The sequence below is a fragment of the Pseudovibrio japonicus genome, from assembly GCF_014651595.1.
In the GTDB taxonomy this organism is placed as follows: domain Bacteria; phylum Pseudomonadota; class Alphaproteobacteria; order Rhizobiales; family Stappiaceae; genus Pseudovibrio; species Pseudovibrio japonicus.
On record NZ_BMXE01000002.1, the window covers coordinates 16,118 to 38,609 of the forward strand.

A 22,492-nucleotide genomic window follows, 5' to 3' on the forward strand; every position below is an offset into this window, starting at 1 on the left:
GAACCCACATATTCAATTATACAGCGGCTCACCTGTCATCATGACAAACCTAGACAATGAAGCACTTGCCGAAGCCTATAACCGGGCGCTCGACCTGGAAAAAGCAGGCAAGTTTGATGAGGCTGCTGAGGCCTACAAGCACGTTCTGGAGTTGGATCCGGAAGATCATGGTGGCGCGGCGGTTCGATTGGCCAGAATGGGCAAAGGGAGCGCACCGGCAAAAGCACCGGATGCTTACGTGAGTACGCTGTTTGACCAGCATGCGGAAGTGTTCGACATGGTGCTGGTTGATCAGCTTGGTTACTCCGTACCGTTGATGGTGCGTGACAAGATTGAGAAGTTAGAGCTTGGTCCGTTCAAGCGCCTTTTGGACCTTGGGTGCGGTACCGGCCTTTCTGGCGAAGCCCTACACGATCTCGTTCCACACAAAACCGGCGTCGACATTGCCGAGGGCATGGTTGAAGTTGCCGATGAAAAGGAAATCTACGACGACCTTTATGTCGGGGAAGTGGTTGAATTCCTTAAAGTTGACGAAGAGGAGCGCTGGGACCTTATCGTTGCGACTGATGTGCTGCCTTATATGGGCCAGCTGGAAGAGTTTTTTGCCGGTGTTGCGGAAAACATTGAGCCAAAGGGTGTCTTTGCGTTTTCTTCCGAGACACTTCCGGCAGACGTTTTAGGCGATCAGAACTTTATGGTTGGCAAGTACCACCGGTTTGCGCATGCGGAGAGCTATGTTCGCGGTTTGCTGGAAAAAACCGGTTTTTCCATTCTTGACCTGACCTCGATCATCGTGCGCTACGAACAGGGTGAGCCCGTGCCGGGTCACCTTGTGATTGCGGCGTTCGACAAGGGGTAACCTAGCAAAAATAGCCACTTAGAGTCGGGTGGCTATCACCCCCTCATGTTGTAGTAATGTCAGAAATGTCTCCGATTTCCTCTTGGAATTCGGCGTGTAGTTATATAGCTTGCACAACCTTAGATACTCAGACCTCATTTATGGAGCAGCTTGGGGGCCCATGACCAGTCTTATTATCAATGGCGAGAGGGTTGCTGCCGAACCTGGTGAGACTCTTTTGCAGGCTGCTGAGCGCGGTGGGTTTGCTTTGCAGTGCGACTGCGGAAAGACCCAATGCGAGAGCACACGCGTTACTGTGGTTTCCGGCACTATCGACTCTAACGGGACACGGCTGAAAAGCACTGTTCTTGCCTGCAAGGCCAAGGTGGCGGGTGATGCGGAGATTCGGTTGCCTGCCTCCTCTGAACTACAATCGCTCAAAGGGCATGTTTCTGCCTTGCGGCGGGTGTCTGACGATCTTTTCGAGTTGCGGCTGAGTTTTACCAAACCCACTTCGTGGCGTCCCGGTCAGTATTATCATGTTGAGTTTCGCGGTCTGGAACGCGTGAACCTGTTTGCCAGCTTCGCATTGGATGCAGGCACCGAGTTCAATACGCTGATCTTCCTCATTGAGCGCGCCAACACGCCGGATCTTTTCGAGATGCTGGAAAAAAAGGGGGACGTGAAGGGCCGTGTCGGGATCACCGGTCCTTATGGCTCCTCGTTTCTTGGCCATGATGATGAACGACTGATCATGGTTGCAGGGCCAGACAACCTTGCACCGATTTGGGCGATGGCGCTGAGCTCCGTCATGGGGCAGCCACGCCGGGAGAAGGTACTGCTGCTTGATCAATCACTGAAGCAGGGCCAGTTTCAGCAGGTGTTTACATGGCTCAACCGCCGTGGTGTGTCACCTGTCTTTGCAGACCTGCAAGGCGCTCAGGCAGCAGATAAGCTGCAGGCCTTGCTGCCGGATTTGACTGAATTTGACATGGCGTACGTCGCCGGGTCGCACAGCTTTATTGCTGGCGTTGAAGATGTTTTTGTCGATGCACAGGCCACTTACGGGCGCATCCTGAACTTCCAGCCATGGGATGAGGTTGCAATGCAGACTGGTAAAGCCGCCACGCTGGAACCGGCTGATTAACCGGCTGCCTTTTTCGTCAGCTTTGAATTGTTGACCTGATCTTCCAGGGAGATGCCGCGGGCTTCTTCCAGCATCCAGAACAAGGCCTGATTGGGCGGGGCTGGCTTGCCAAAGTAATAGCCTTGCGCCTCGGTACAGCCGCTCTTTCTCAGCTGCTCTGCAACTTCTTTGGTTTCCACGCCTTCTGCAGTGGTTGCAATGCCGAGGCTGTTCGCCAGATCGATCACGGAGTTTACGATGAAGCGGGCATCGTCATCCTTGCTCATGCTCATCACGAAGGATCTGTCGACTTTGATCCGGTCAAACGGGAAGCGGCGCAGCGTGCTGAGTGAGGAGTAGCCAGTTCCGAAGTCATCCATCGAAATCTTCAGGCCCATTTTCTGGAGCTTTGCCAGCGTCTGACGCACGCGCAGGTGATCAGCCAGCAGCACGGTCTCTGTGACTTCCAATTCCAGACGTCCAGGGTCCAAGCCGGTGCGCTTCAGCACATCATCGACAACGGGCAGGAGCTGCTCGCAGTAGATCTGGCGTGGTGAGAGGTTGACCGCGAGATTGACGCGCTTTGGCCAACCTGCCGCCAGCGAGCAGGCCTCATCCAGCACCCATGCACCGATTTCCAGAATGAGGCCGGTTTCCTCAGCCAGAGGGATGAATTCGAATGGCGAGATGAAGCCGTAGCGTGGATGGTTCCAGCGCAACAGTGCTTCAAACCCGGAGATTTCGCCGGTTGCCAGTGTTACCTGCGGCTGGAAGTAGACTTCCAGATCACGGTTTGCGGTGGCGCGATAGAGGTCGGTGATCAGGGTCTGGCGCTGTTTGATCTTGGCCGCCATGTCATCTTCGAAGAAGCGGAAGGTGTTTCGGCCATCGTTTTTGGCCTGATACAAGGCAAGGTCTGCAAAGCGGATGAGTTCATCCACGTTCTGGTGCTCCTTGCTGAACATGGCGATGCCGACACTGGCGGCAACCACAATCTCGTGCCCCTCAAGGAAGCATGGTGAGGCCACGACTTTCAGCACCTCTTTAGCGAGATCCTCCAGTTCCTCGCGGGAGGCGGGCAGCTTGGAGAGGATCGCGAACTCGTCACCGCCCAGACGGGCGACCATTTCTTTGTTTGTGACCTGCTCGCGCAGGATTTTTGACACGTGCACAAGCAGTTTATCGCCAACGGCGTGGCCCAGTGAATCGTTGATGGTCTTGAACTCATCAAGGTCCATCCACAAAATGCCGAAGTGTTCGTCCTGCTCAAGTGCGGCCTGTTTCATTTCCTGCAGGCGCTCGTTCATGAGCAGACGGTTAGGCAGTTTGGTAAGGGCATCATGGGTCGCCAAATAGCTCAAGTGATCACTGATGCGCTGCCTGTCGGTGATGTCTTCAAAGATCGCAACCCATCCGCCGCCAATCTGCGGTTCAAGCGTCATCAGGATAACCTGCTCACTTTGCAGGGTGAGCGTGAAGGTGCTGCGTACGGAGCTGGGCCAGTCTTGCTGGGCCACGGAGTTATCACCCGGGTCATCGCGGAACTCCTGTGCAAGTGGCATGAACTCGACCATCTCGTCCCATGTCATGCCAACTTTTGCGATACCTTGCTCGCAGCCGAAGATATCGTCAAAGCGCTGATTGTACACGATCAGCTTTTTTTGCGTATCGAACATGCAGAGTCCGTGGGACATATTGTTGAGAGCAGCGTCGAATAGCGTATTCTGCTTCACCAATGCCTGTTCTTGCTTGCGGAGTTCCTTGTTCTTGCGCTGGATGCTGAGGCGCAGGCTATCGCGCTCGCGGGCGGAGGCTTGCAGTACCTTCACGGCGCGGGCGATCTCACCCACTTCATCCATTCTTCTGGTGCCTTCCACGCGCATATCAAAGTTGCCGCCTGCCACATCAGAAAGGGCGTCGGCAATGCGCTGCAGCGGCTGGGACATCTTACGAGAGACAAACAAGGCGACAATGAAGATGATAAAACAAGCTGCAAAACCTAAAACGATAAGCCGTTCAAAGGTTTGAGAGCTGGTTTCCTCCCCAACAATGCGCAGGCGTTCCTGGGCATCAAGGAGCGCTTCCAACGGTTTGAATGCGCAGACAATGAGTGGCGAAGGGCCGTTGTCGCAGTATTCAAAGGCCGTGTTCAGGATTTTGAGCCGCCGCAGGTCTCCGGGATTTTGCAGTGCTTCGACCGGCGCGTTGGGCGACGCTCCAACCAGCCGGTCCTGATAGAAGATGGCAACTTCGGCGCCTGAGATCTCGCTGTATTCGTCAATCACGGTGGAGTTGAAGGGGAACCACCTTTGCGCCAACAAAGCGCCGCGCCATTCCGTGCCCGGATCAACAAGCTCGGAGTAGAGAACCTGCGACACGCCAGCGTCCGGTTCTCCCGGCAACAACGGCCCAAACTGGGTTGAAGGGAGGAGTGTATATCTGACGGCGGGACCGTCATCGTTCGGCGGGGTCCAGACGATGTTCAGCGATTGTTTAAGGTCGGTTTTGAGGAGCTGTTTCTGGATGAGCCCCGGATCGGCGCGCTTGGAGGCGCCAACGATTTGCCCGCGATGGTTTAAGAGGATAATGGCGTCTAGCGGCGTTCCTTCCTGCACCAGTGACAGGAGATTAACGTCACCCGGCCAGACGCGCATTTCGGCGGCGGTGACGATATCACCGCGCTGACCAATGGCAGACAGGCTGGATGCGGTTTCCGATAGCTGAGATTGAATTGTCTGTCGAACCAGCGCAACATCCCGCTCCAGAGTATTGGAGAACTGGCTTACGGCGATCTGGGAGAGTTGCTCGCTTTGAAGCTGAAGCGTTCTTTTCCATTGAATTACAACAAGAAATGTCAGTGCAAAATAGGATAAAGCAATAGCGACGACAGAGATGATTGCCAGTTTCAGAGAAATTGAGTGCCGGACTCGTCTCATAAAAAAATGCCTGCGCCGAACAATTTACAACTCGCCAGATGAACAAAAACCCCATGATTGATGGGGCATTGATCCTATATCTGAACGAAGGGGAATTGTCGCGAAACTGTCTTAAGCAGCCGTGAGCATTAGCAAACTATGAGTTTTGTCGGTTAATGCTCACTCTAGCAAGTTGCTTGAATACGCTTAAATTGCATTTATTTCGGTGGGAGGCTCAATTTTCCGTTCAAAACCTGTACCGACGCAATCTCTAATTTCATCAGCGTTTTCAATAATTTGATTCAGGTTTACAGAGTCGAGTTCTTCCATAAATGACCCCAGCGCATGCTTCAGCTTGCCTTTGAAGCGGCAGACGCCGGACAGCGGGCACGGCTTGGCTGGATTGCAGGCAAAGCATTCCACCAGCGCGAAGTTGTCTTCCACATTGCGAATGAGTTTGCCGATGTTTATGGAAGCTGGCGCATGGGCAAGCATCAGTCCCCCCAAGCGCCCTCGTCGAGATTTGATGTAGCCTTTTCGGTTGAGAATCTGAACGACCTTGGCGACCTGAGGACGCCCGCTGTTGGTTGCCTCGGACAAGCGGTCAATTGTCCACTTGTCATTCCGGTTGACAGCCATGAGCATCAGAATGCGTACCGCTACATCTGTCATCCCAGTTAATTTCATAGGTACCTCGACCTCATTCTAAAGCTGAAATTTCTTCATCTAACTGCAATAAATAAAAACATTTGGAGTACTGTTTTTATTGATAGACACCGCTCATATACTAGAAAAGAGCAGTACTCATGCAGGAACATTGATTTTCGTCAAATGCTCTAAAAATATAGATACAATTGCTAAATGACCACATCCGGACTTTTACGCTGTGGCGATTGGAATTTTCCTTATCCGATTAGCGCAGGTAAGCCTTTTCTCGTTTTTTTCTTTCGTGACCCCAATAAATCCCTACGTAACAACTGAAGGAAGCGAAGACTGGGATTGTTTGGTGCGGGTTTTTAATGAGAGAAACTATCGATGATCGCGTTTGGTAGCACTGTACCTCTTAGACGGAGTTTGAAGCACCCGGTTACTCTCAGAGTATCATCATAGTGATTATACCTGAGGTCTTGGATGAATTTTACCGGCACATTTGACGCTTGAGGTTTCGCAGAGCGTTGAACCGGTCAAGCGGGCTCTGCTGTACTGGATGCTGGACAGATTCTCTCAAACCAGTCAGCTGACTTGCGTTCATCTGTCGAGACGTCGCTTTGCAGTCCGAGACAAAATTCCCTTAGCAGTTGCATATATTGCGTGACTATAACTTATGTTTGTGTTTCATTCATATAATAAACATCCGTCTCCATCCTATTTTGATATCTCGCTCTATTCACTACAGTAATTCAGTATTATTTGGATTAGGGACGCATATTCCCCAATCTAAAATTACACAAGACAAGTCATTTTGCGCTGCAACACCCCACAAAACATACGCACCACAAAAGAACTACGAAAAATAGTACATTCTTACTTTGCATCAACCTTTAGTTTAAAAAACATAAGTCGAATTGCGATTCATTCTACTTCCGAACTAGGCTTTCCTTTGCGTGAGCTGACGTAACTGTTTCTCGTGAACAAGGGACAGGGACGACGGTAGGTTCTTAGGAGGACGGGACCTCAAGCACGGTATTTTGGGCATTTTTCAGTCGGGAGGATTTCATGAGCATTATTCGCAGGCCAATGAATCGACGTGGGCTATTGAAGGCAGGTGCAACGGGTGGACTGGTTCTGGCAACGCCAACCATCATCAGCCGCAGCGCATGGGCTGAAACCAATTTCCGCAATGACCCGACCAACTCCAAAACCGTCACCTTTGGATTTAACGTGCCACAGACAGGGGCGTATGCAGATGAAGGTGCTGACGAGCTGCGCGCCTACCGGCTGGCTGTCAAACATCTGAATGGTGAAGGTGATGGCGGTATGCTGAGTACTATGAAACCGCTCTCACTCAATGGTAACGGGATTCTTGGCAAAAAGGTTGAGTACGTTACAGGTGATACGCAGACCAAGTCTGACGCGGCGCGGGCTTCAGCAAAGCGCATGATTGAGAAAGACGGCGTTGTCATGTGGTCTGGCGGTTCGTCTTCTGGCGTGGCGATTGCGCAGCAGTCTCTGGCGCAGGAAATGGGCGTCGTGTTCATGTGCGGTTTGACCCACTCCAACGACACCACCGGTAAGGACAGACGTCGTTATGGCTTCCGCCATTTTTTCAACGCCTACATGTCTGGGGCGGCTCTTGGGCCAGTGCTGAAAAAGGAAATGGGCACGGACCGCCGCGCTTATCATCTAACAGCTGATTACACTTGGGGCTGGACACAGGAAGAGTCGATTGCCAACACCACGGAAGGCCTTGGTTGGGAAACCGTCAACAAAGTCCGCACCCCACTGGGTGCCGGTGACTTCTCCCAGTACATTGCTCCGGTCCTGAATTCCGGCGCAGATGTTTTGATCCTGAACCACTACGGAAAGGACATGATCAACTCGCTGACACAGGCTGTGCAGTTTGGTCTGCGCGACAAGCTTGTGAACGGCAAGAACTTCGAGATCATTGTTCCGCTGTATTCCCGCCTGATGGCTCAGGGTGCGGGCGAAAACATCAAAGGCATCTATGGCACGACCAACTGGAACTGGTCCTTGCAGGACGAAGGGTCCAGAGCCTTTGTTAAGTCGTTCGGTCAGGAGTATGGCTTCCCGCCTTCTCAGGCAGCACACACCTGCTATGTGCAGACCTTGCTTTATGCAGATGCGTGTGAGCGGGCGGGCACCTTTAATCCGGCAGAAGTTATCAAGGCACTGGAAGATCATGAATTCGACGGCATGGGTAACGGCCCGACACTATACCGCGGCGCCGATCACCAGTGCTTTAAGGATGTGCTGGTCGTGAAAGGGAACGAGAACGCAACCTCCCAGTTTGACCTTCTGGAAGTTGTTGAAGTTACTCCCGCTTCTCAGGTCACGTATGATCCGGAGATCTTTGGCGGCGAGCTTGGGCCTTACAAGGTCTAACTGCATCTTTTACCCGGCTGCGCTGTCATTGCAGCCGGGTAATGGCTCCTGCACGAACGGCTGCTGTTCCGCAGTGGATGCCTTGCACCTTCTCACGGATTAAAAGGGAGAAGAGCGGATGGACGCCATCGTTCTTCAAATTCTCAACGGCCTTGATAAGGGCGGTGCCTACGCCTTGATTGCGCTTGGGCTTACGCTGATTTTTGGCACGCTTGGAGTTGTGAACTTCGCCCATGGGGCCTTGTTTATGCTTGGCGCGTTCTGTGCCGTTGCTTTCAACCACCTCATCGGCCTTGAGCAGGTTGTTGTGGACCCAACCAAGACTACGGCGTGGGGAACGCCTTTGGAAACGCGCGTGCCCTACATTGAAGCATGGCTCGGAGATACGGGCACTGCCATGCTGAACTACTCAGTGCCGCTGTCGATTTTGCTTGCTATTCCCGTCATGCTGCTGGTTGGCTATGTGATGGAACGGGGTCTGATCCGCCACTTTTACAAGCGCCCACATGCAGAGCAGATTCTTGTGACGTTTGGGCTGGCGATTGTGCTGCAAGAGATCATCAAATCCTATTTTGGAGCCAACCCTATTCCGCAAGCGGCGCCGGATATGGTGCGCGGTGCGATGGATCTGGGTGTGCTTATGGGGTTTGATCCGGGCACAGTTGTTTATCCGCAGTGGCGCATTGTGTACCTATTCTTCTCGCTGAGTGTGATTGGCGCTGTCTTTGCGTTCCTGCAGTTCACCACCTTTGGCATGGTTGTGCGCGCCGGGATGGCGGACCGTGAAACAGTTGGCTTCCTAGGCATCAACATTGAGCGGCGCTTTACGTTGGTGTTTGCAATGGCGGCTGTGGTCGCGGGGCTTGCAGGCGTTATGTACACGCCGATTCTGCCGCCGGATTATCACATGGGCATGGACTTCCTCGTGCTCTCCTTCGTGGTGGTGGTTGTGGGCGGCATGGGTTCCCTGCCCGGTGCGGTTTCGGCGGGCTTTCTGCTGGGTATCCTGCAGAGTTTTGCAAGCATGAACGAGGTGAAGACCATTCTGCCGGGGATCGATCAGATCATTATCTATCTTGTTGCAGTTATTATCCTTCTGGTTCGTCCGCGTGGACTGATGGGCCGCAAGGGCGTGATGGAGACCTGAGCCAATGATGACCAAGTTTTCTCCAGGCTCCGACCTGCTCATGTTCGTGCTCTTCACCGCAGCGATCCTGACTATGCCGATCTGGCTCGCGCCAATCGGGGCCGGTTATCCGGATCTTTTGCAGAAGTTTGCCATCTTCGGGCTCTTCGCGTTGGGCTTCAATATTCTGTTTGGCCTGACTGGCTATCTCAGCTTCGGTCATGCTGCCTTTCTGGGGATCGGGTCTTATGCTGCGGTATGGAGCTTTAAGTTGCTGGGCATGAACCCACTCCCGGCCCTGCTCTTCTCCGTGGTGTTTTCCAGCCTCTTTGCTGTTGCCATTGGTTATGTTTCGCTGCGCCGGTCCGGGATCTACTTTTCCATTCTGACGCTGGCGTTTGCGCAGATGAGTTATAATCTGGCGTATTCGGTGCTAACCCCGATCACCAATGGTGAGACAGGATTGCGGGTGTTGCAGTCTGATCCACGGTTGTTCGATGGGGCATCGGCTGCTTCCGGTCCGCTCATTTCCAACCTGTTTGGCATTGAGATGACCGGGTATCCGGGCTTTTACTTTTGTGCTGCGCTGCTCATCATCGGGTTTTACATCTCACAGCGTATTTTCCGCAGTCCGTTCGGGATGATGTTGCGGGCGGTAAAGTCCAATCAGAACCGGATGAGCTATACGGGCCTCAACACACGGCCTTATACGCTTGCAGCCTTCGTTATTTCCGGCATCTTTTCAGGTGTTGCGGGCAGTCTGCTGGCTGTGACTGATCCGCTTGCCGGGGCCGAGCGCATGCAGTGGACGGCATCTGGCGAGGTGGTTTTGATGACCATTCTTGGCGGTGCGGGTACGCTGCTTGGGCCTATTCTTGGTGCTGGCCTCATCAAGTATTTCGAGAACATCTTCTCCGCCTATAACGAGCAGACGTTACACGCCATTTTCTCCTTCCTGCCCGACTTTATGGAGGGGCCGGTGGTGAGTATCGCGAGCCTGTTTGTGGGTGAAGGGTGGCATTTGACGCTTGGGCTGCTGTTTATGGTCATCGTGATCTTCCTGCCCGGTGGCATCATGGAGGGCTTTAACCGGATCGGCAAACTGTTCCGCCGCAGGCCTTCACAGCCTACCAAACGCGCGGGTCATTCGCATAGTGCAGCCTCCGCGCATGCAGCGGAATAGAGAGGGGCGACCATGGAAATTCTTAGTGTTACGGGCGTGAACAAACGCTTTGGTGGCCTTAAAGCTCTCGATGACGTGAACCTTTCCGTTGAGCAAGGCAATGTGCATGCGATCATCGGACCGAACGGGGCTGGCAAATCGACTTTGCTCAACTGCTTTGTGGGGCGCTTGATCCCGGATACCGGTTCGGTGACCTTTCTGGGCAAAGATCTTATTGGTGCCAAGCCTCATGAAATCAATCAGGCAGGCGTTTCACGGGTGTTTCAGACGCCGGAGATCTTTGGCGATCTGACCTTGCTGGAGAACGTGATGATCCCGACACTGGCCAAGCGGGATGGGGCGTTCACCATGAACGCCTGGACCCGCGTGGATGGGCAGGGAGAGATCCGCGACAAGGCCATGCATATGCTTGAGGACGTGGGGCTTGCCGAGAAGAAGGACATGAACGCAGACGCGCTTTCTCGCGGCGACAAGCGGCGGCTGGAACTGGCGATGTGTCTTGTACAGGACCCAAAGCTTTTGCTGCTCGATGAACCGACGGCGGGGATGTCCCGTGCGGATACCAACAACACCATTGATCTGCTGAAGCGAATTGGTGAGCGGGGTATTACCAAGATTGTCATCGAGCATGACATGCATGTGGTGTTCTCGCTAGCCAGCAAAATCAGCGTTCTGGCACAGGGCACAGTAATTGCCGAGGGGCAGCCTGAGGACATTAAGGGCGATCCGCGTGTGCAGGAAGCTTATCTGGGAGGGGCGCACGTATGAGCATTCTGGAAGATCAATTCAAAGGAGCCACGGCTCCCGGTGTCACGCCGGTTCGCTCCAAAGGCGGGGCTCCGGCGTATTTCTCGGCTTGGGACCTGCATGCGTACTACGGTGAAAGCTATATTGTTCAGGGCGTTAGCTTTGATATTCGTGAAGGTGAGATTCTTGCCTTGCTGGGGCGCAATGGTGCCGGGAAGACTTCGACGCTGCGGGCTATTGCCCGTGCCAGCGACCCGCAGCTGACACATGGCGAAATCTGGCTGGACCATAAACCTCTCCACGAGATGCCAAGTTATCTGGCAGCTCAAAATGGGGTTCAACTGGTGCAGGAAGATCGCCGGATTATTCCGGGTCTCACTGTGGAAGAGAACCTTCAGCTGGCCCAAATCTCAGAGCCGCATGGCTGGTCCATCGAGCGGCTCTATGATCACTTCCCGCGGCTTGGGGAACGTGCCAAGCAAGAAGCGGTGACGATGTCGGGTGGAGAACAGCAGATGCTGGCTGTGGCGCGGGCTTTGGCTCGCGATGTTAAGTTGCTGCTGCTGGATGAGCCTTATGAGGGACTGGCTCCGGTGATCGTGCAGGAGATTGAGCGCATTCTGGAGAATGTGAAGGAGCTGGGCATCACGACGATTATCGTGGAGCAAAATGCGGTTGCAGCGCTGCACCTTGCAGACCGTGCAGTCATTCTAGATATGGGCGAAGTGGTGTTTGATGGCACCGCGCAGGACGTGCTTGATAACGAAGACCTTCGGCAAGCCTATTTGGCGATCTGACACGGATGCTCTGCGTCAGCTCCGCATAAGCAGGTCGGGCTAGTGTGGGATTTGCAACTTTGCTGTTTCTTGCAATGTATGTTCGGACACCTTCGGCAGGCCGCGCATGAAGCACAACTTCCTCCCAAGGGCTAACGACCCTTTACCTGAGCCAGAGGATTCATTCCTCTGGCTTTTTTCGTTGGCTGCCAAGTGAGGACCAGAACAAATCGCCCCCAGCAAGTGCTGACCATCTTTCCTCATGCCAGCAGACCTTACCCAGAGCATTGCAATCTTGCCGAACTATTTCTGGGAATGCCACTTTAAGCTTTAGAGTTGAGGGGAATTTGAGGTTTCCCATTGGCGCAGAATTACCATGATTTGCCAAAGTGCATGCAGAGTAAGGCAAGCGCAGTAAATTTAGTTGCAGTGTTTATCTGAAAAGAAATTTACCGAAAGAAGGCCCATTGATGCGCTTCCTGTACCAGCGCGATGAGGAACAGCCTCCCAAACCTGCAAAGTCGCAGCTTGAGGTGAGCTACGGCAATATCCCACGACACCGCACGCAACTGCATCAGCGGCTTCTCGACCTTGGTCTGCCGACCCATCCGGTTATTCGTGAGGTGTTGGATTGCGCGCAGTTCTACTCGCTGAAAGCGCAGGAAGATCTTTTTGTACAGGGCCAAAGTGCTGACAGGTTTTTCATCATTTTGGAAGGTGATCTGGAGGTCATCAAACACGATCAGGACGGGGCGGATACAGTGCTTGGTCACCTGAAGGCGGGTGATGTGGCCGGGGAACTTGCCTTTATTCGCGCTCACATGGGACCGCAGTGTTACATTGCAACCGTGCGGGCCAAGCGCGATACTGTTGTTGCGGCGCTGAGCTGGAACCGGTATGGCACGCTACCGACTTCGACGGAAACCAACTCCCTGCTGTTTCGCTACTTTGCACGGCAAGCGGCGCATCAGCTGGAGCAAAGCAGTTCCCGCGTTCTGGAAGAGATCAAAATCCGGTCGCGGCGCTTGCAGGCCTATGCTGTGCTGCTGGTGGCGAATATGATCGCCATGTCGTCGTTTGCGCTGTTCATCAGCCTCTACAAGAATACGTTTGATGATTATGGCTATGGCTTTATTGCCATGTCAGTTTACAGCCTGAGCCTGAACTTTATTCTGGCAGCCATTTTATTTTACATCATGAAGAACCTTTATCTGCCGCCCCGTGTGTTCGGGCTTGAGTTCAGCCACCTGCCGAGCCAGATCCTCTACGGGATCTTGATGACCATCCCGATCATTTTTGTGATGGCGACGGTGCGGTACCTTGTGTACCCCTCAGAGGGAACATTCACTCTGTATTTTCTCACCCATCAGGTGCAGGGGCCTTCGATGGGTTGGCCAGCGTTTGCGTTTGCTGTCTTTTATGCGTTGGTGATGTGCCCTATCCAGCAGTTTATCGTAAGGTGCGGGATGCAGGTTCCGGTGACGGCAGCGTTGGGGCCAGACCGGCTTTCCTCTATGTTTTGGGGAAACTTTGCTGCGTCTGTGGCTTTCTCAATTATCCACCTGCCCTACTCCCAGCTGGCCGTATTGCTGACGTTTATGGTGAGTTTTTATTGGGGGATCATGTTCCAGTACCGTCGATCGTGGGTGGCGGTGTCTACCAGTCATGCCATTTCCGGTCTCGCGGCATTTTACTGGTTTGCGCTCTTGCGCATGGTCTAACAAAAAAGGCGCCTCAAACGCCTTTCTCATTCTCAACTGTCTTGAGTGATGATCAGCTTTCCGATGGCTTTTCCTGATCGCGATCCTTCGCCAGTTCACCGCCGGTGCCTTTTGCGGCCTGACCTTCTTCAATGGTCCACCCTGCCTTTTCGCGCATCCACTGGAAGCTGACGTAAAGCGTCGGGATGAGGAAGATACCGATGGTTGCCGAGAACAGCATACCTGCCAACACCGGAACACCCACGGCGACCATCGCGCCAGCGCCCGGTCCAGTGGAGATTACCAGCGGCACCAAACCTGCGGAGAAGGCAAGAGATGTCATCATCACAGGACGGAACCGTAAGCGAGCACCTTCGATTGCTGATTCATAGATCCCCATGCCCTCAATGCGCTTTTCAAGCGAGAACTCGTTCATGAGGATCGCGTTCTTGCCCGCCAGCGCAATCAGAATGACCATGCCGATCTGTGCATACAAATCGAACGCCAGACCGAAGACCCATAGGCTCAGCAACGCACCTGCCAATGCCGGGGCAACGGAAAGCAGAACAGGGATTGGTGTGTTCCAGCTTTCATAAAGAGCCACAAGAAACAGGTAGGCAAACAGGAATGCCAGTCCAAGCACAATAGCCGTTTGTCCCGCCGCTTCCTTTTGCTCCAGTGCCAGACCGGTCCACTCATAGGCATAACCACTTGGCAAAGAATCGGCTGCTACCTGATCCATTGCATCCAGCGCTTCACCCAGACCTACACCCGGTGCTGCGTTCCCGTTAAAGGATACGGCACGGTAGTTGTTATAGCGGGTGATGTTATTCGCGCCGCGAGACAACTCTGTTTGCAGGACGGCGGAAAGTTCAACCATCTCGCCTGTGTCTGAACGGACAAAGATGGAGTCAATGTCCTCAACACCGGAACGATACTCCTCTTCTGCCTGCAGCCTCACCGTCCACGTACGACCATAGAGGTTGAAGTCGTTGATATAGTAGCCGCCCAGCGTGGCCTGTAGTGCATTGTACACGCTTGCGATGTTCAGGCCGAGCACCTGTGCACGCTCACGGTCCAGCTGCACGTTCAACTGCGGGGTATTTGCATTGAAGGTGGTGAAGAAGGACGCAATTTCAGGTGCTTCGTTGGCGGCAACCGTCAGCGAGCGGGAAATCTGCGCCAGTACCGTTGGGTCCTGACCTTCCAGAGCCTCCATGATGAACTCAAACCCGCCTACGCTTCCAAGGCCATCAATGGCAGCTGGGTTAACCGGGAAGAAGGTTGCTTCCGGAATTCCGGCCAAGGCTCCGTACATGCGATAGACAAAGGCAAAAGAGGACAAGTCACGCGTGGGGCGTTCCTCGTAGTCTTTCAGTTTAACAAAGAAAACACCTGCATTTGAGGAAGAACCACCACCGGCAAGCAGATCAAGCCCAGAGATCATCGTTGTGGAGTCAACTGCCGGGTCCTGACGGATGATGTCATCCGCTCTTATCATCACCTCTTCAGTCCGGTTACGAGAAGCACCAGGAGGCAGGTTGACTAGTACCATGGCGTAGCCCTTGTCTTCATCCGGAACAAAACCATCCGGTGTGTTGGAGACGATCAAGAAGCCAAAAAGTGCGAACAGAACAACTGCGGGAATTGAGAGCAAGGACATCTTTGCGATGCGCTTGATGAGGTTTGCATAGCCGTGGCCGATGTCATCGATTTTCTTGGAGACCTTGGCCATAACGCCCGTCAAGTTCTCCGACTTCATCAAGACTGCGCAAAGTGCCGGAGACAGCGATAACGCGTTGATGGTGGAGATGACCATTGCTGCGGAAATCGACACAGCGAACTCTCTGAAGAGCACGCCCGATGATCCCGGCAAGAAGGCCACCGGGACGAACACGGACAGCAGCACCAGCGTTGTCGCGAGTACGGGGGCTGCAATTTCGCCAACAGCTTTTGAGGTTGCCTGTGCCGGTGTGAGGTCGGGCTCCTCATGCATGATGCGTTCAACGTTCTCCACCACGATGATCGCATCATCCACCACAATGCCGATGGCAAGCACCAGTGCCAGCAGCGAGATGGTATTGGCGCTGTAGCCCATTATGTAAGCCACCGCGACCGCCCCAATAATGGATACGGGCACCGCAATGAGCGGTATCAGCGTTGCGCGGAACCTACCGAGGAAGACAAAGACCACGATGGTAACGAGCACGAATGCTTCCAGCAGTGTATGGATCACCTTCGAGATCATCTCATTCACAAAGAGCGAAGTGTCGAAGATTGAAACGTATGTGAGATCCTCCGGGAAGCGTTCTGCTAAGACTTCGATACGCTCATTGACCGCTTCGGACACGGCTACTGCGTTTGCACCCGGGGACAGGTAAATCCCGACCATGGCAGTTGGTTGCTGGTTGAACTCGGCCAGTACGTCAAAGGAGGCGCTGCTCAGTTCTACGCGCGCCACGTCCTTCAGGTGCACGATGGACCCATCAGGGTTTGCGCGCAGGACGATGTTCTGGAACTCCTCAACCGTGTTCAAACGCCCTTTCGCAGTCACGGTCAGCTGGAGCTGCTGATCTTCCGCCAGCGGCGCGGCGCCGATGCGCCCCACAGCAGCCTGCCTGTTTTGTGAGCGGACTGCCGCAATGACGTCTTCTGCCGTCAGGTTCAGGGATCTGAGCTTGGTGGGCTCCAGCCAGATGCGCATGGAGTAATCCTGCGCACCGAAAACAGTTGCGTCACCAACACCGGGAATACGTTTCAGTTCATCGACAATGTTGATGGTGACGTAGTTGGAAATGAAGAGGCCGTCGTGGGTCTGCTCCGGCGAATAGAAGGACACCGCCTGCAGAAGATCGCCTGCTTTTTTTGTGACGTTGACGCCCTGATCGCGTACCTCTTGCGGGAGCTGACTCTCGACCGTACTCACTCGGTTTTGCACGTTCACCGAGTTGATATCCGGGTCGGTTGTCAGGTCGAAATAGATTGTCAGATTATATGTGCCATCGCTGGAGGACGAGGACTTCATATAGCGCATGCCATCTACGCCATTCACAGCCCCTTCAATGAGCTGGCCCACGCTCTCTTCCACCGTCAACGCATCAGCACCAATGTAGGTGGCACTCACCTGCACGGTTGGCGGTGCAATCGTCGGGTATTGCGAGACCGGAATTGAGTAGATCGAGATCATGCCGACCACGACTATGAGGATCGAAATCACCATCGCCAGCCGCGGTCGGCGAATAAAGACGTCATAGATCATGGTTTACTGACCTGCCAGCTGCGCATTGACTTTGATCCCCGGACGCACTTTTTGAATGCCCGAGGTGATGACCAGATCGCCGTCATCCAACCCATTGCCAACTACAACGAGGCCGTTGATCTGGTCGACCACGGTGATACGCTGCTGCTCAACCACGTCTTCCGGAGTGACCTTCAAAACATAAGGGCCCTCCTGATCCAGCAGCAAGGCGGATTGGGAGACGACCAGAACCGCCGCGGCATCCTTGGCTTTGACAACAACATCAACCAGTTGCTGATCAAAAAGGACGTGGTCCGGATTCTCGAAAGTTGCGTAGGTCGTTACTGTGTCCGTGCCAGGATTTGCTTCAGCTTCAAGAAACTCCAGCTTGCCGTTTTGCTCATAGTATTTTCCGTCGGAAAGGCGCAGCCTGATGAGAAGCTCGTCTGTCTTAAGGTTGTTGGCGCGCTGGGCCTGTATAATCAGTGATTGTGGAACGGGGAACGCAACACGGATGGGGTCCAGAGACGTGATGGTTGCCAGAGTTCCGCTACTGGCATTGACGTAGGCGCCTTCCTGAAACACTGCGGTCCCGATCTGGCCATCCAGCGGGGCGCGAATTTCGGTGTAGCTCAGATCCAGTTGCGACAGTTCCAGGTCTGCCTGCCGGAGAGCCAGTGTGGCGTTGGCTTCTTTCAGATTGGCGCGGGCGGTATCGAGCTCTGACACTGAGATAGTGTCTCTGTTGACCAACTGCTGCTTACGGTCAAAGTCTACCTGTGCCAGATCTACCCTTGCCTGAGCGCTTTCCAGCGTGGCTCGGGACTGCTCGACTGCAAACTCGTAAGGTTCTTGCTGAATTACGAAGAGCAGATCACCCCGTTTGACGGTCTGGCCTTCGTTGAATTCCAGCGGTTCCAGAAATCCACCAACGCGGGCGATCAGATCGACCTGACTGATAGATTCTGTACGCCCGGCAAACACGCGCTCTTCTTCAATGACTTCCATGCGCGCCGGTTCGACGATCACACCCGGAGGCGGAGGTGTTTCCTGCGCGGAGACTGATCCTGCAATCATGACGGTCCCAAGAGCGAGCGTCAGGAATGATAGGACAGCCTGGCGCAGAGATGACGTCGAGCTTCGATCAGGACCGGCATAGAGTTCTATTTTATTTTTCATTTTTTACTCTTACACAGTGAGAACTGCTGGCAGCACTTACCTAACCTTACCTTAGGGAAGTGACTCAATCCTTGATGGGGGCAGACATAGCTCGAGCGTCTGCTGCCAAGGTCTCATGGCAACCGAAATTTCCAGACAGATTTTGTGGTAGAGTCCTCCTCTCACTTTTCAGCTGAAAAGCCGTGACTGGTGTCACAAAAAGAGGTTTCAGGAAATTTTTTCTCTCTGATTTGCCTGAGCCAGCTGCACAAGCTGAGCGGTTTCGTCCCAGAGTCTCGTTTGTATTTCTTCGTTCAGGAAAGACTCATCAAGCGGTATTTTTTTGGAGCATTCATAGAACCCGCCGGTTTTCTCTGCGAAATCCTGCGAGAGCAGCATGTGCATTGCAGGCAGTGCCGCATAAGCGGGTGTGCGGCCTATGAGTGTGTTTTGCAGGCTGAACCAGAGCCTTCTCATAGCACTGTAGCCGTTCACCTGTCTGGTGGGGACCAAACCGGGGCCAAAGGCGTTGACGCACACTTGTGTGTCTTTCAGCCTTTTTGCCAACTGCGCCACAAAGAGCAGATTATAGTTGGTGTGGGCGGCGTTGCGATCCCAGTTGTTGAGGTTGCCGTCAGGATCGTTGAGCACCTTCAGATCTGGAGGTTCAAACCGCGTTGCGGGACTGGCGAAGGAGACCACTCTCGGCTCCTCCTGCTTCTTGAGCAGTGGGGTGAGTTTGTCCAGCAGCAGAACCCTGCTCAGACAGTTGACAGAGAACCCAGCCTCAACCCCATCAGCTGTCATGCCACGGAACCCGGGCATCGCACTGGCGCATAAGGCAACGCGGTTGAGATCCGGCAGCTTTTGGGAAAGCTCTTTTGCGAGACGGTCAACTTCTGCGATGCACGAAAGATCTGCGACAAAGCCGCAGTGCGGGTATCTTGGGCCAGCATCGTTGATGTCGCTGAGGACGGCTTGCACCTTTTCCTCAGAACGGCCCACGATGGCCAGCGTTTGCCCGGCATCAGCCAAGCGAATGGCCAACGCACGTCCGATCCCATCGGTTGCGCCGGTCACAAGACAGGTGTGGTTTGTGGTCCGCCACTCCTCCAAGTACCCTGGAGGAGGCGGCACTGGAATAGCCTTGGTATTCATCATAGCGAAATTACAGCAGAAAGCCTTTAATCATTTACAGAACCTTTAGATAAACTCGCAAAGGGAATGCGCAAGGGGTGCCTCGGAACGGCCCAATTGGCTCTTAAGGGACAGAATATTCGACAATGAGAGCATGGGCGGAGCGCTTGTCCGGCTGTTCAGAGTCACGCATATTTGATAGTAAGTCATTGTTGACACAGGGGTAATTTATGCAAGATGCACAAGCCGATTTCAGAGGCGCGCTGCGACGTCTCTACTTCGGACAGACCACAATTGGGCGCTCCTGGCGTGTTGGCCTATTGATCTTTGATGTGGTCACGATTCTCTACTTCGTGCTGTCTGCAACGCTTCCCCAGCTTGAAAGCTACCCACGCGTTGACTGGGCTATCGGCTTTGTTTTGCTGCTTGATTACGGGTTTCGCCTTGCCATTGCGCAGCGTCCGATGAGGGCTGCCATGGATAGTACGGCCATTGCAGACCTGATTGTGATCCTGTCTCTGCTTGCAGAAGCCTTTATTACGAACCTCGGCTTCCTGCGAGTGATCCGTATGCTGCGGTTGCTGCGCTCTTATCATGTGGTCAAAGACTTGCGGGAGACGTTTTCGTGGTTTCGTCAGCATGAAGAGATCATCAACTCGGCAATGAACCTGCTGGTCTTCGTTTTCATGGTGAGCGCGGTTGTTTATGTGATTGAGGCGCAGGTGAACGCGAACATCAATTCCTATATGGACGCGCTGTATTTTACAGTCACAACGCTGACCACAACCGGCTATGGCGACATTACCATGACAGATACGGTTGGCCGCACGATTACCATCATCATCATGGTGTTTGGCGTTGCGTTGTTCCTGCGGTTGATCCAGACCATCTTCCGCCCTTCCAAGGTAAAATACGCCTGTCCTGATTGTGGCCTTAATCGTCACGATAATGACGCCGTTCACTGCAAGCATTGCGGCAATACCCTGCACATTCCCACAGAAGGGGAATGGCACTAGGGCGACTTGCGCAGGTCGTAAATGACGGCACAAGTTTTGAGAGTAAGACCGGCTCTGAAGCGTATGTTAGCATATTGAAGAATATTCTCGGCTTTCCTTGGAATTCTCCATGAAATTCAATGGGCTTAATCCGGGATAGCAGCAAGAAATGGAATGCGCATGGGCCTACTTACAGGTGCAATCACATTGACGACTATGGTTGTCTCCAGCCTGGTTCCCAATGCCACAATGGCAGAGGAAGCGAGCTGCGGTGTAAGCTCTCCCTGTGAAGTCGAGAGCGGCCAGTATTACGTTGCACTTCCGGATTCACCTGCAGATGACGAACCCATTGGCGCCATAATCTACCTCCACGGCTGGAAGGGCAAAGCCGATCAGACCGTTCAAAACCATGCGCTTCGCTCTCTGGCAGACGACCTTGGTGTGGCTCTCATTGTGCCACAAGGGGTTGGCGGTTCATGGTCTTATCCGGGATCGCCAAGTCAGGATCGTGACGAGTTCAAGTTCTTTGACGAGCTGGTCGATGATATCTCCGAGCGCTTCCCGATTGATCGGGACAAAATCATGCTCTCCGGCTTTTCCATGGGCGGTTCCATGGTCTGGAACCTTGCCTGTTACCAGGGCGAGAACTACGCTGGCTTTGCACCCATTGCAGGAGCCTTCTGGGATCCGATCCCTGCTGCCTGCCCTTCTCCCTTGACCAACCTTTACCACACCCACGGCATTGACGATAAAACCGTCCCGATGGTGGGCCGTGCAATTGGTGCAAACTGGCGCCAATCCGATGTGTTTGACAGCCTTGATGTATGGAAGCGGCAGGCGGGTCTTTATGGAATTACGCCCACCTCGATTACCGCTGGTGATTTACAGTGCGATGTGTGGTCGGCCCATGGCGAGAAACTGGAGCTTTGCCTGCATGATGGCGGGCACTCCATGAAAGCCAACTGGATCCGCCGTGCCTGGCTGGATCTTGCCAACACCAAACACTGGTAGGACCCACGGCCCCATCACGACACTCCTTACACCTCTCACGGGCCATCACGATGCCGTGTCTTTCTCAGTTTGAGGTGGTAGGCTTTTTATGCGTGTTTTAACGTCTCTCCAAGATTTGCTGGATTGCTGCAAGCGAGAGGGTCAGTCACCCTCACTTGCGACCAATCTTGCCTCAATACCAATGGATTAGACGGTTTGAATTCTCTAGCAGACGGTGAACAGCACCAGTCCTCTGGCGCCAAGGGACCTTTGGATGGTCTTGTGGTGCTTGACCTTTCCCGCATTTTGGCAGGTCCAACCTGTACCCAGCTCATGGGAGATATGGGTGCCGAGATCATCAAGATTGAACACCCTCAGCGCGGCGACGACACCCGTAAGTGGGGCCCCCCTTTCCTGAAAGGGAAAGATGGGACCGACACCCACGAGAGTGCCTATTACCTTAGTTCCAACCGCAACAAGCATTCACTTGGCATCGACATGCGCTCGGAAGAAGGGGTGCAGATGCTGAAGGAGCTGGCGGCATCGGCGGATGTTGTTATCGAGAACTTCAAGGTTGGCGACCTTGCCCGCAAAGGGCTGGGTTATGATGATCTACGCGCTCAGAACGACCGCTTGATCTACTGCTCCATCACCGGATTTGGGCAGACTGGCCCTTATGCGCATCGTGCCGGCTATGATGCGCTCATTCAGGCTATGGGCGGGATTATGGGCCTGACCGGACTGCCAGAGGAAGACGGAGGCGGCCCGACGAAGATCGGCGTTGGCATTGCTGATGTGATGTGCGGCATGTATGCCTGCAACGCCATTCTGGCAGCCCTGCACCACCGTGAGAAAACCGGCGAAGGCCAATACATCGACATCTCCTTACTGGACTGTCAGGTGGCCTGGCTTATCAACCAAGGGCTCTCTTTTCTGACGGACGGCAACGTGCCGAAACGGTTTGGCAATGCTCATCCAACCATCGTGCCCTATGAGACCTTTCCCGCTGCGGACAAGGACTTTATGGTGGCAGTAGGCAATGACGCGCAGTATCAGCGGTTCTGCGAGGTTCTTGGCTGTCCGGCGTTGAGCACCGACCCACGTTTTGCGACCAACGCAGACCGCGTGCGTCACCGCACAGAGCTGGTGCCACAGCTTCGGCAATACACCATCAAACAAGAGGCCGAGCATTGGGCGCGTGAGCTGGAAGCTGTTGGCGTGCCGTGCGGTCCGGTGAATGATCTGGCAGGGGTGTTCAGTGATCCGCAGGTGGTTTACCGAAACATGAAGATTTCCCTGCCGCATACTCATTCTCATGATGGGCAGGTCAATCTGATTGGCAACCCGATCAACTATAGCAAGACGCCGGTAACATACCGGAAGGCTCCGCCAACGCTTGGGGAGGACAGTCTTGATGTGCTCACCAGACACCTAAAGAAATCAAAGCAAGATATTGACGATCTCGCGGCTCGTGGCATCATCTCAGTGGGGGACATATAA

At 53.8% G+C, this 22,492-nt stretch carries 16 protein-coding genes; 11 read left to right on the forward strand and 5 right to left on the reverse strand.

Going from position 1 to position 22,492, the window contains the following annotated elements; all coding sequences use genetic code 11:
* Window positions 1-40: 40 nt before the first annotated feature.
* Both IE076_RS04815 and IE076_RS04820 read left to right on the forward strand, forming a co-directional pair.
* On the forward strand, window positions 41-859 hold the full coding sequence (locus IE076_RS04815; protein WP_189435660.1) for a class I SAM-dependent methyltransferase: 819 nt from the start codon (window positions 41-43) through the stop codon (window positions 857-859).
* A gap of 160 nt (window positions 860-1,019) precedes the next feature.
* Complete coding sequence (locus IE076_RS04820; protein ID WP_189435661.1) at window positions 1,020-1,985, forward strand: 2Fe-2S iron-sulfur cluster-binding protein; 966 nt, start codon at window positions 1,020-1,022, stop codon at window positions 1,983-1,985.
* Here IE076_RS04820 and IE076_RS04825 read toward each other — a convergent pair.
* Both IE076_RS04825 and IE076_RS04830 read right to left on the reverse strand, forming a co-directional pair.
* Window positions 1,982-4,900 (reverse strand): putative bifunctional diguanylate cyclase/phosphodiesterase, encoded by a 2,919-nt coding sequence (locus IE076_RS04825; RefSeq protein WP_189435662.1) that lies wholly within the window; start codon window positions 4,898-4,900, stop codon window positions 1,982-1,984. The genes IE076_RS04820 and IE076_RS04825 overlap by 4 nt on opposite strands.
* Before the next feature lie 186 nt (window positions 4,901-5,086).
* Window positions 5,087-5,566, reverse strand: a complete 480-nt coding sequence (locus tag IE076_RS04830; protein ID WP_209008870.1) for an RrF2 family transcriptional regulator — start codon at window positions 5,564-5,566, stop codon at window positions 5,087-5,089.
* Between the two features lie 1,029 nt (window positions 5,567-6,595).
* Here IE076_RS04830 and IE076_RS04835 point away from each other — a divergent pair.
* From IE076_RS04835 to IE076_RS04860, 6 genes are all read left to right on the forward strand, one after another.
* On the forward strand, window positions 6,596-7,942 hold the full coding sequence (locus tag IE076_RS04835; protein ID WP_189435663.1) for a substrate-binding protein: 1,347 nt from the start codon (window positions 6,596-6,598) through the stop codon (window positions 7,940-7,942).
* A 118-nt stretch (window positions 7,943-8,060) separates the two neighbouring features.
* Window positions 8,061-9,089 (forward strand): branched-chain amino acid ABC transporter permease, encoded by a 1,029-nt coding sequence (locus IE076_RS04840; protein ID WP_189435664.1) that lies wholly within the window; start codon window positions 8,061-8,063, stop codon window positions 9,087-9,089.
* Window positions 9,090-9,129: 40 nt separating this feature from the next.
* Window positions 9,130-10,251: a branched-chain amino acid ABC transporter permease gene (locus IE076_RS04845; protein WP_244649635.1), complete on the forward strand. Its 1,122-nt coding sequence runs from the start codon at window positions 9,130-9,132 to the stop codon at window positions 10,249-10,251.
* 12 nt (window positions 10,252-10,263) lie between these two features.
* The gene (locus IE076_RS04850; RefSeq protein WP_189435666.1) at window positions 10,264-11,019 is read left to right on the forward strand and encodes an ABC transporter ATP-binding protein; all 756 of its coding nucleotides are present in this window, start codon (window positions 10,264-10,266) and stop codon (window positions 11,017-11,019) included.
* Window positions 11,016-11,795: an ABC transporter ATP-binding protein gene (locus IE076_RS04855; RefSeq protein ID WP_189435667.1), complete on the forward strand. Its 780-nt coding sequence runs from the start codon at window positions 11,016-11,018 to the stop codon at window positions 11,793-11,795. The genes IE076_RS04850 and IE076_RS04855 overlap by 4 nt, the downstream gene beginning before the upstream one ends.
* Window positions 11,796-12,244: 449 nt before the next feature.
* On the forward strand, window positions 12,245-13,495 hold the full coding sequence (locus tag IE076_RS04860) for a cyclic nucleotide-binding domain-containing protein (RefSeq protein ID WP_189435668.1): 1,251 nt from the start codon (window positions 12,245-12,247) through the stop codon (window positions 13,493-13,495).
* 52 nt (window positions 13,496-13,547) lie between these two features.
* On the opposite strand, the gene IE076_RS04865 is transcribed toward IE076_RS04860, so the two are convergent.
* The 3 genes from IE076_RS04865 to IE076_RS04875 form a co-directional block, all read right to left on the reverse strand.
* Complete coding sequence (locus IE076_RS04865; RefSeq protein ID WP_189435669.1) at window positions 13,548-16,733, reverse strand: efflux RND transporter permease subunit; 3,186 nt, start codon at window positions 16,731-16,733, stop codon at window positions 13,548-13,550.
* Between the two features lie 3 nt (window positions 16,734-16,736).
* On the reverse strand, window positions 16,737-17,891 hold the full coding sequence (locus IE076_RS04870; protein WP_189435670.1) for an efflux RND transporter periplasmic adaptor subunit: 1,155 nt from the start codon (window positions 17,889-17,891) through the stop codon (window positions 16,737-16,739).
* 207 nt (window positions 17,892-18,098) lie between these two features.
* Window positions 18,099-19,031, reverse strand: a complete 933-nt coding sequence (locus tag IE076_RS04875) for an SDR family NAD(P)-dependent oxidoreductase (protein WP_189435671.1) — start codon at window positions 19,029-19,031, stop codon at window positions 18,099-18,101.
* A 206-nt stretch (window positions 19,032-19,237) separates the two neighbouring features.
* On the opposite strand from IE076_RS04875, the gene IE076_RS04880 reads away from it, so the two are divergent.
* From IE076_RS04880 to IE076_RS04890, 3 genes are all read left to right on the forward strand, one after another.
* Window positions 19,238-20,023 (forward strand): potassium channel family protein, encoded by a 786-nt coding sequence (locus tag IE076_RS04880; RefSeq protein WP_189435672.1) that lies wholly within the window; start codon window positions 19,238-19,240, stop codon window positions 20,021-20,023.
* 159 nt (window positions 20,024-20,182) lie between these two features.
* The gene (locus IE076_RS04885; RefSeq protein ID WP_209008871.1) at window positions 20,183-21,013 is read left to right on the forward strand and encodes a CE1 family esterase; all 831 of its coding nucleotides are present in this window, start codon (window positions 20,183-20,185) and stop codon (window positions 21,011-21,013) included.
* A gap of 195 nt (window positions 21,014-21,208) precedes the next feature.
* Complete coding sequence (locus IE076_RS04890; RefSeq protein WP_189435674.1) at window positions 21,209-22,492, forward strand: CaiB/BaiF CoA transferase family protein; 1,284 nt, start codon at window positions 21,209-21,211, stop codon at window positions 22,490-22,492.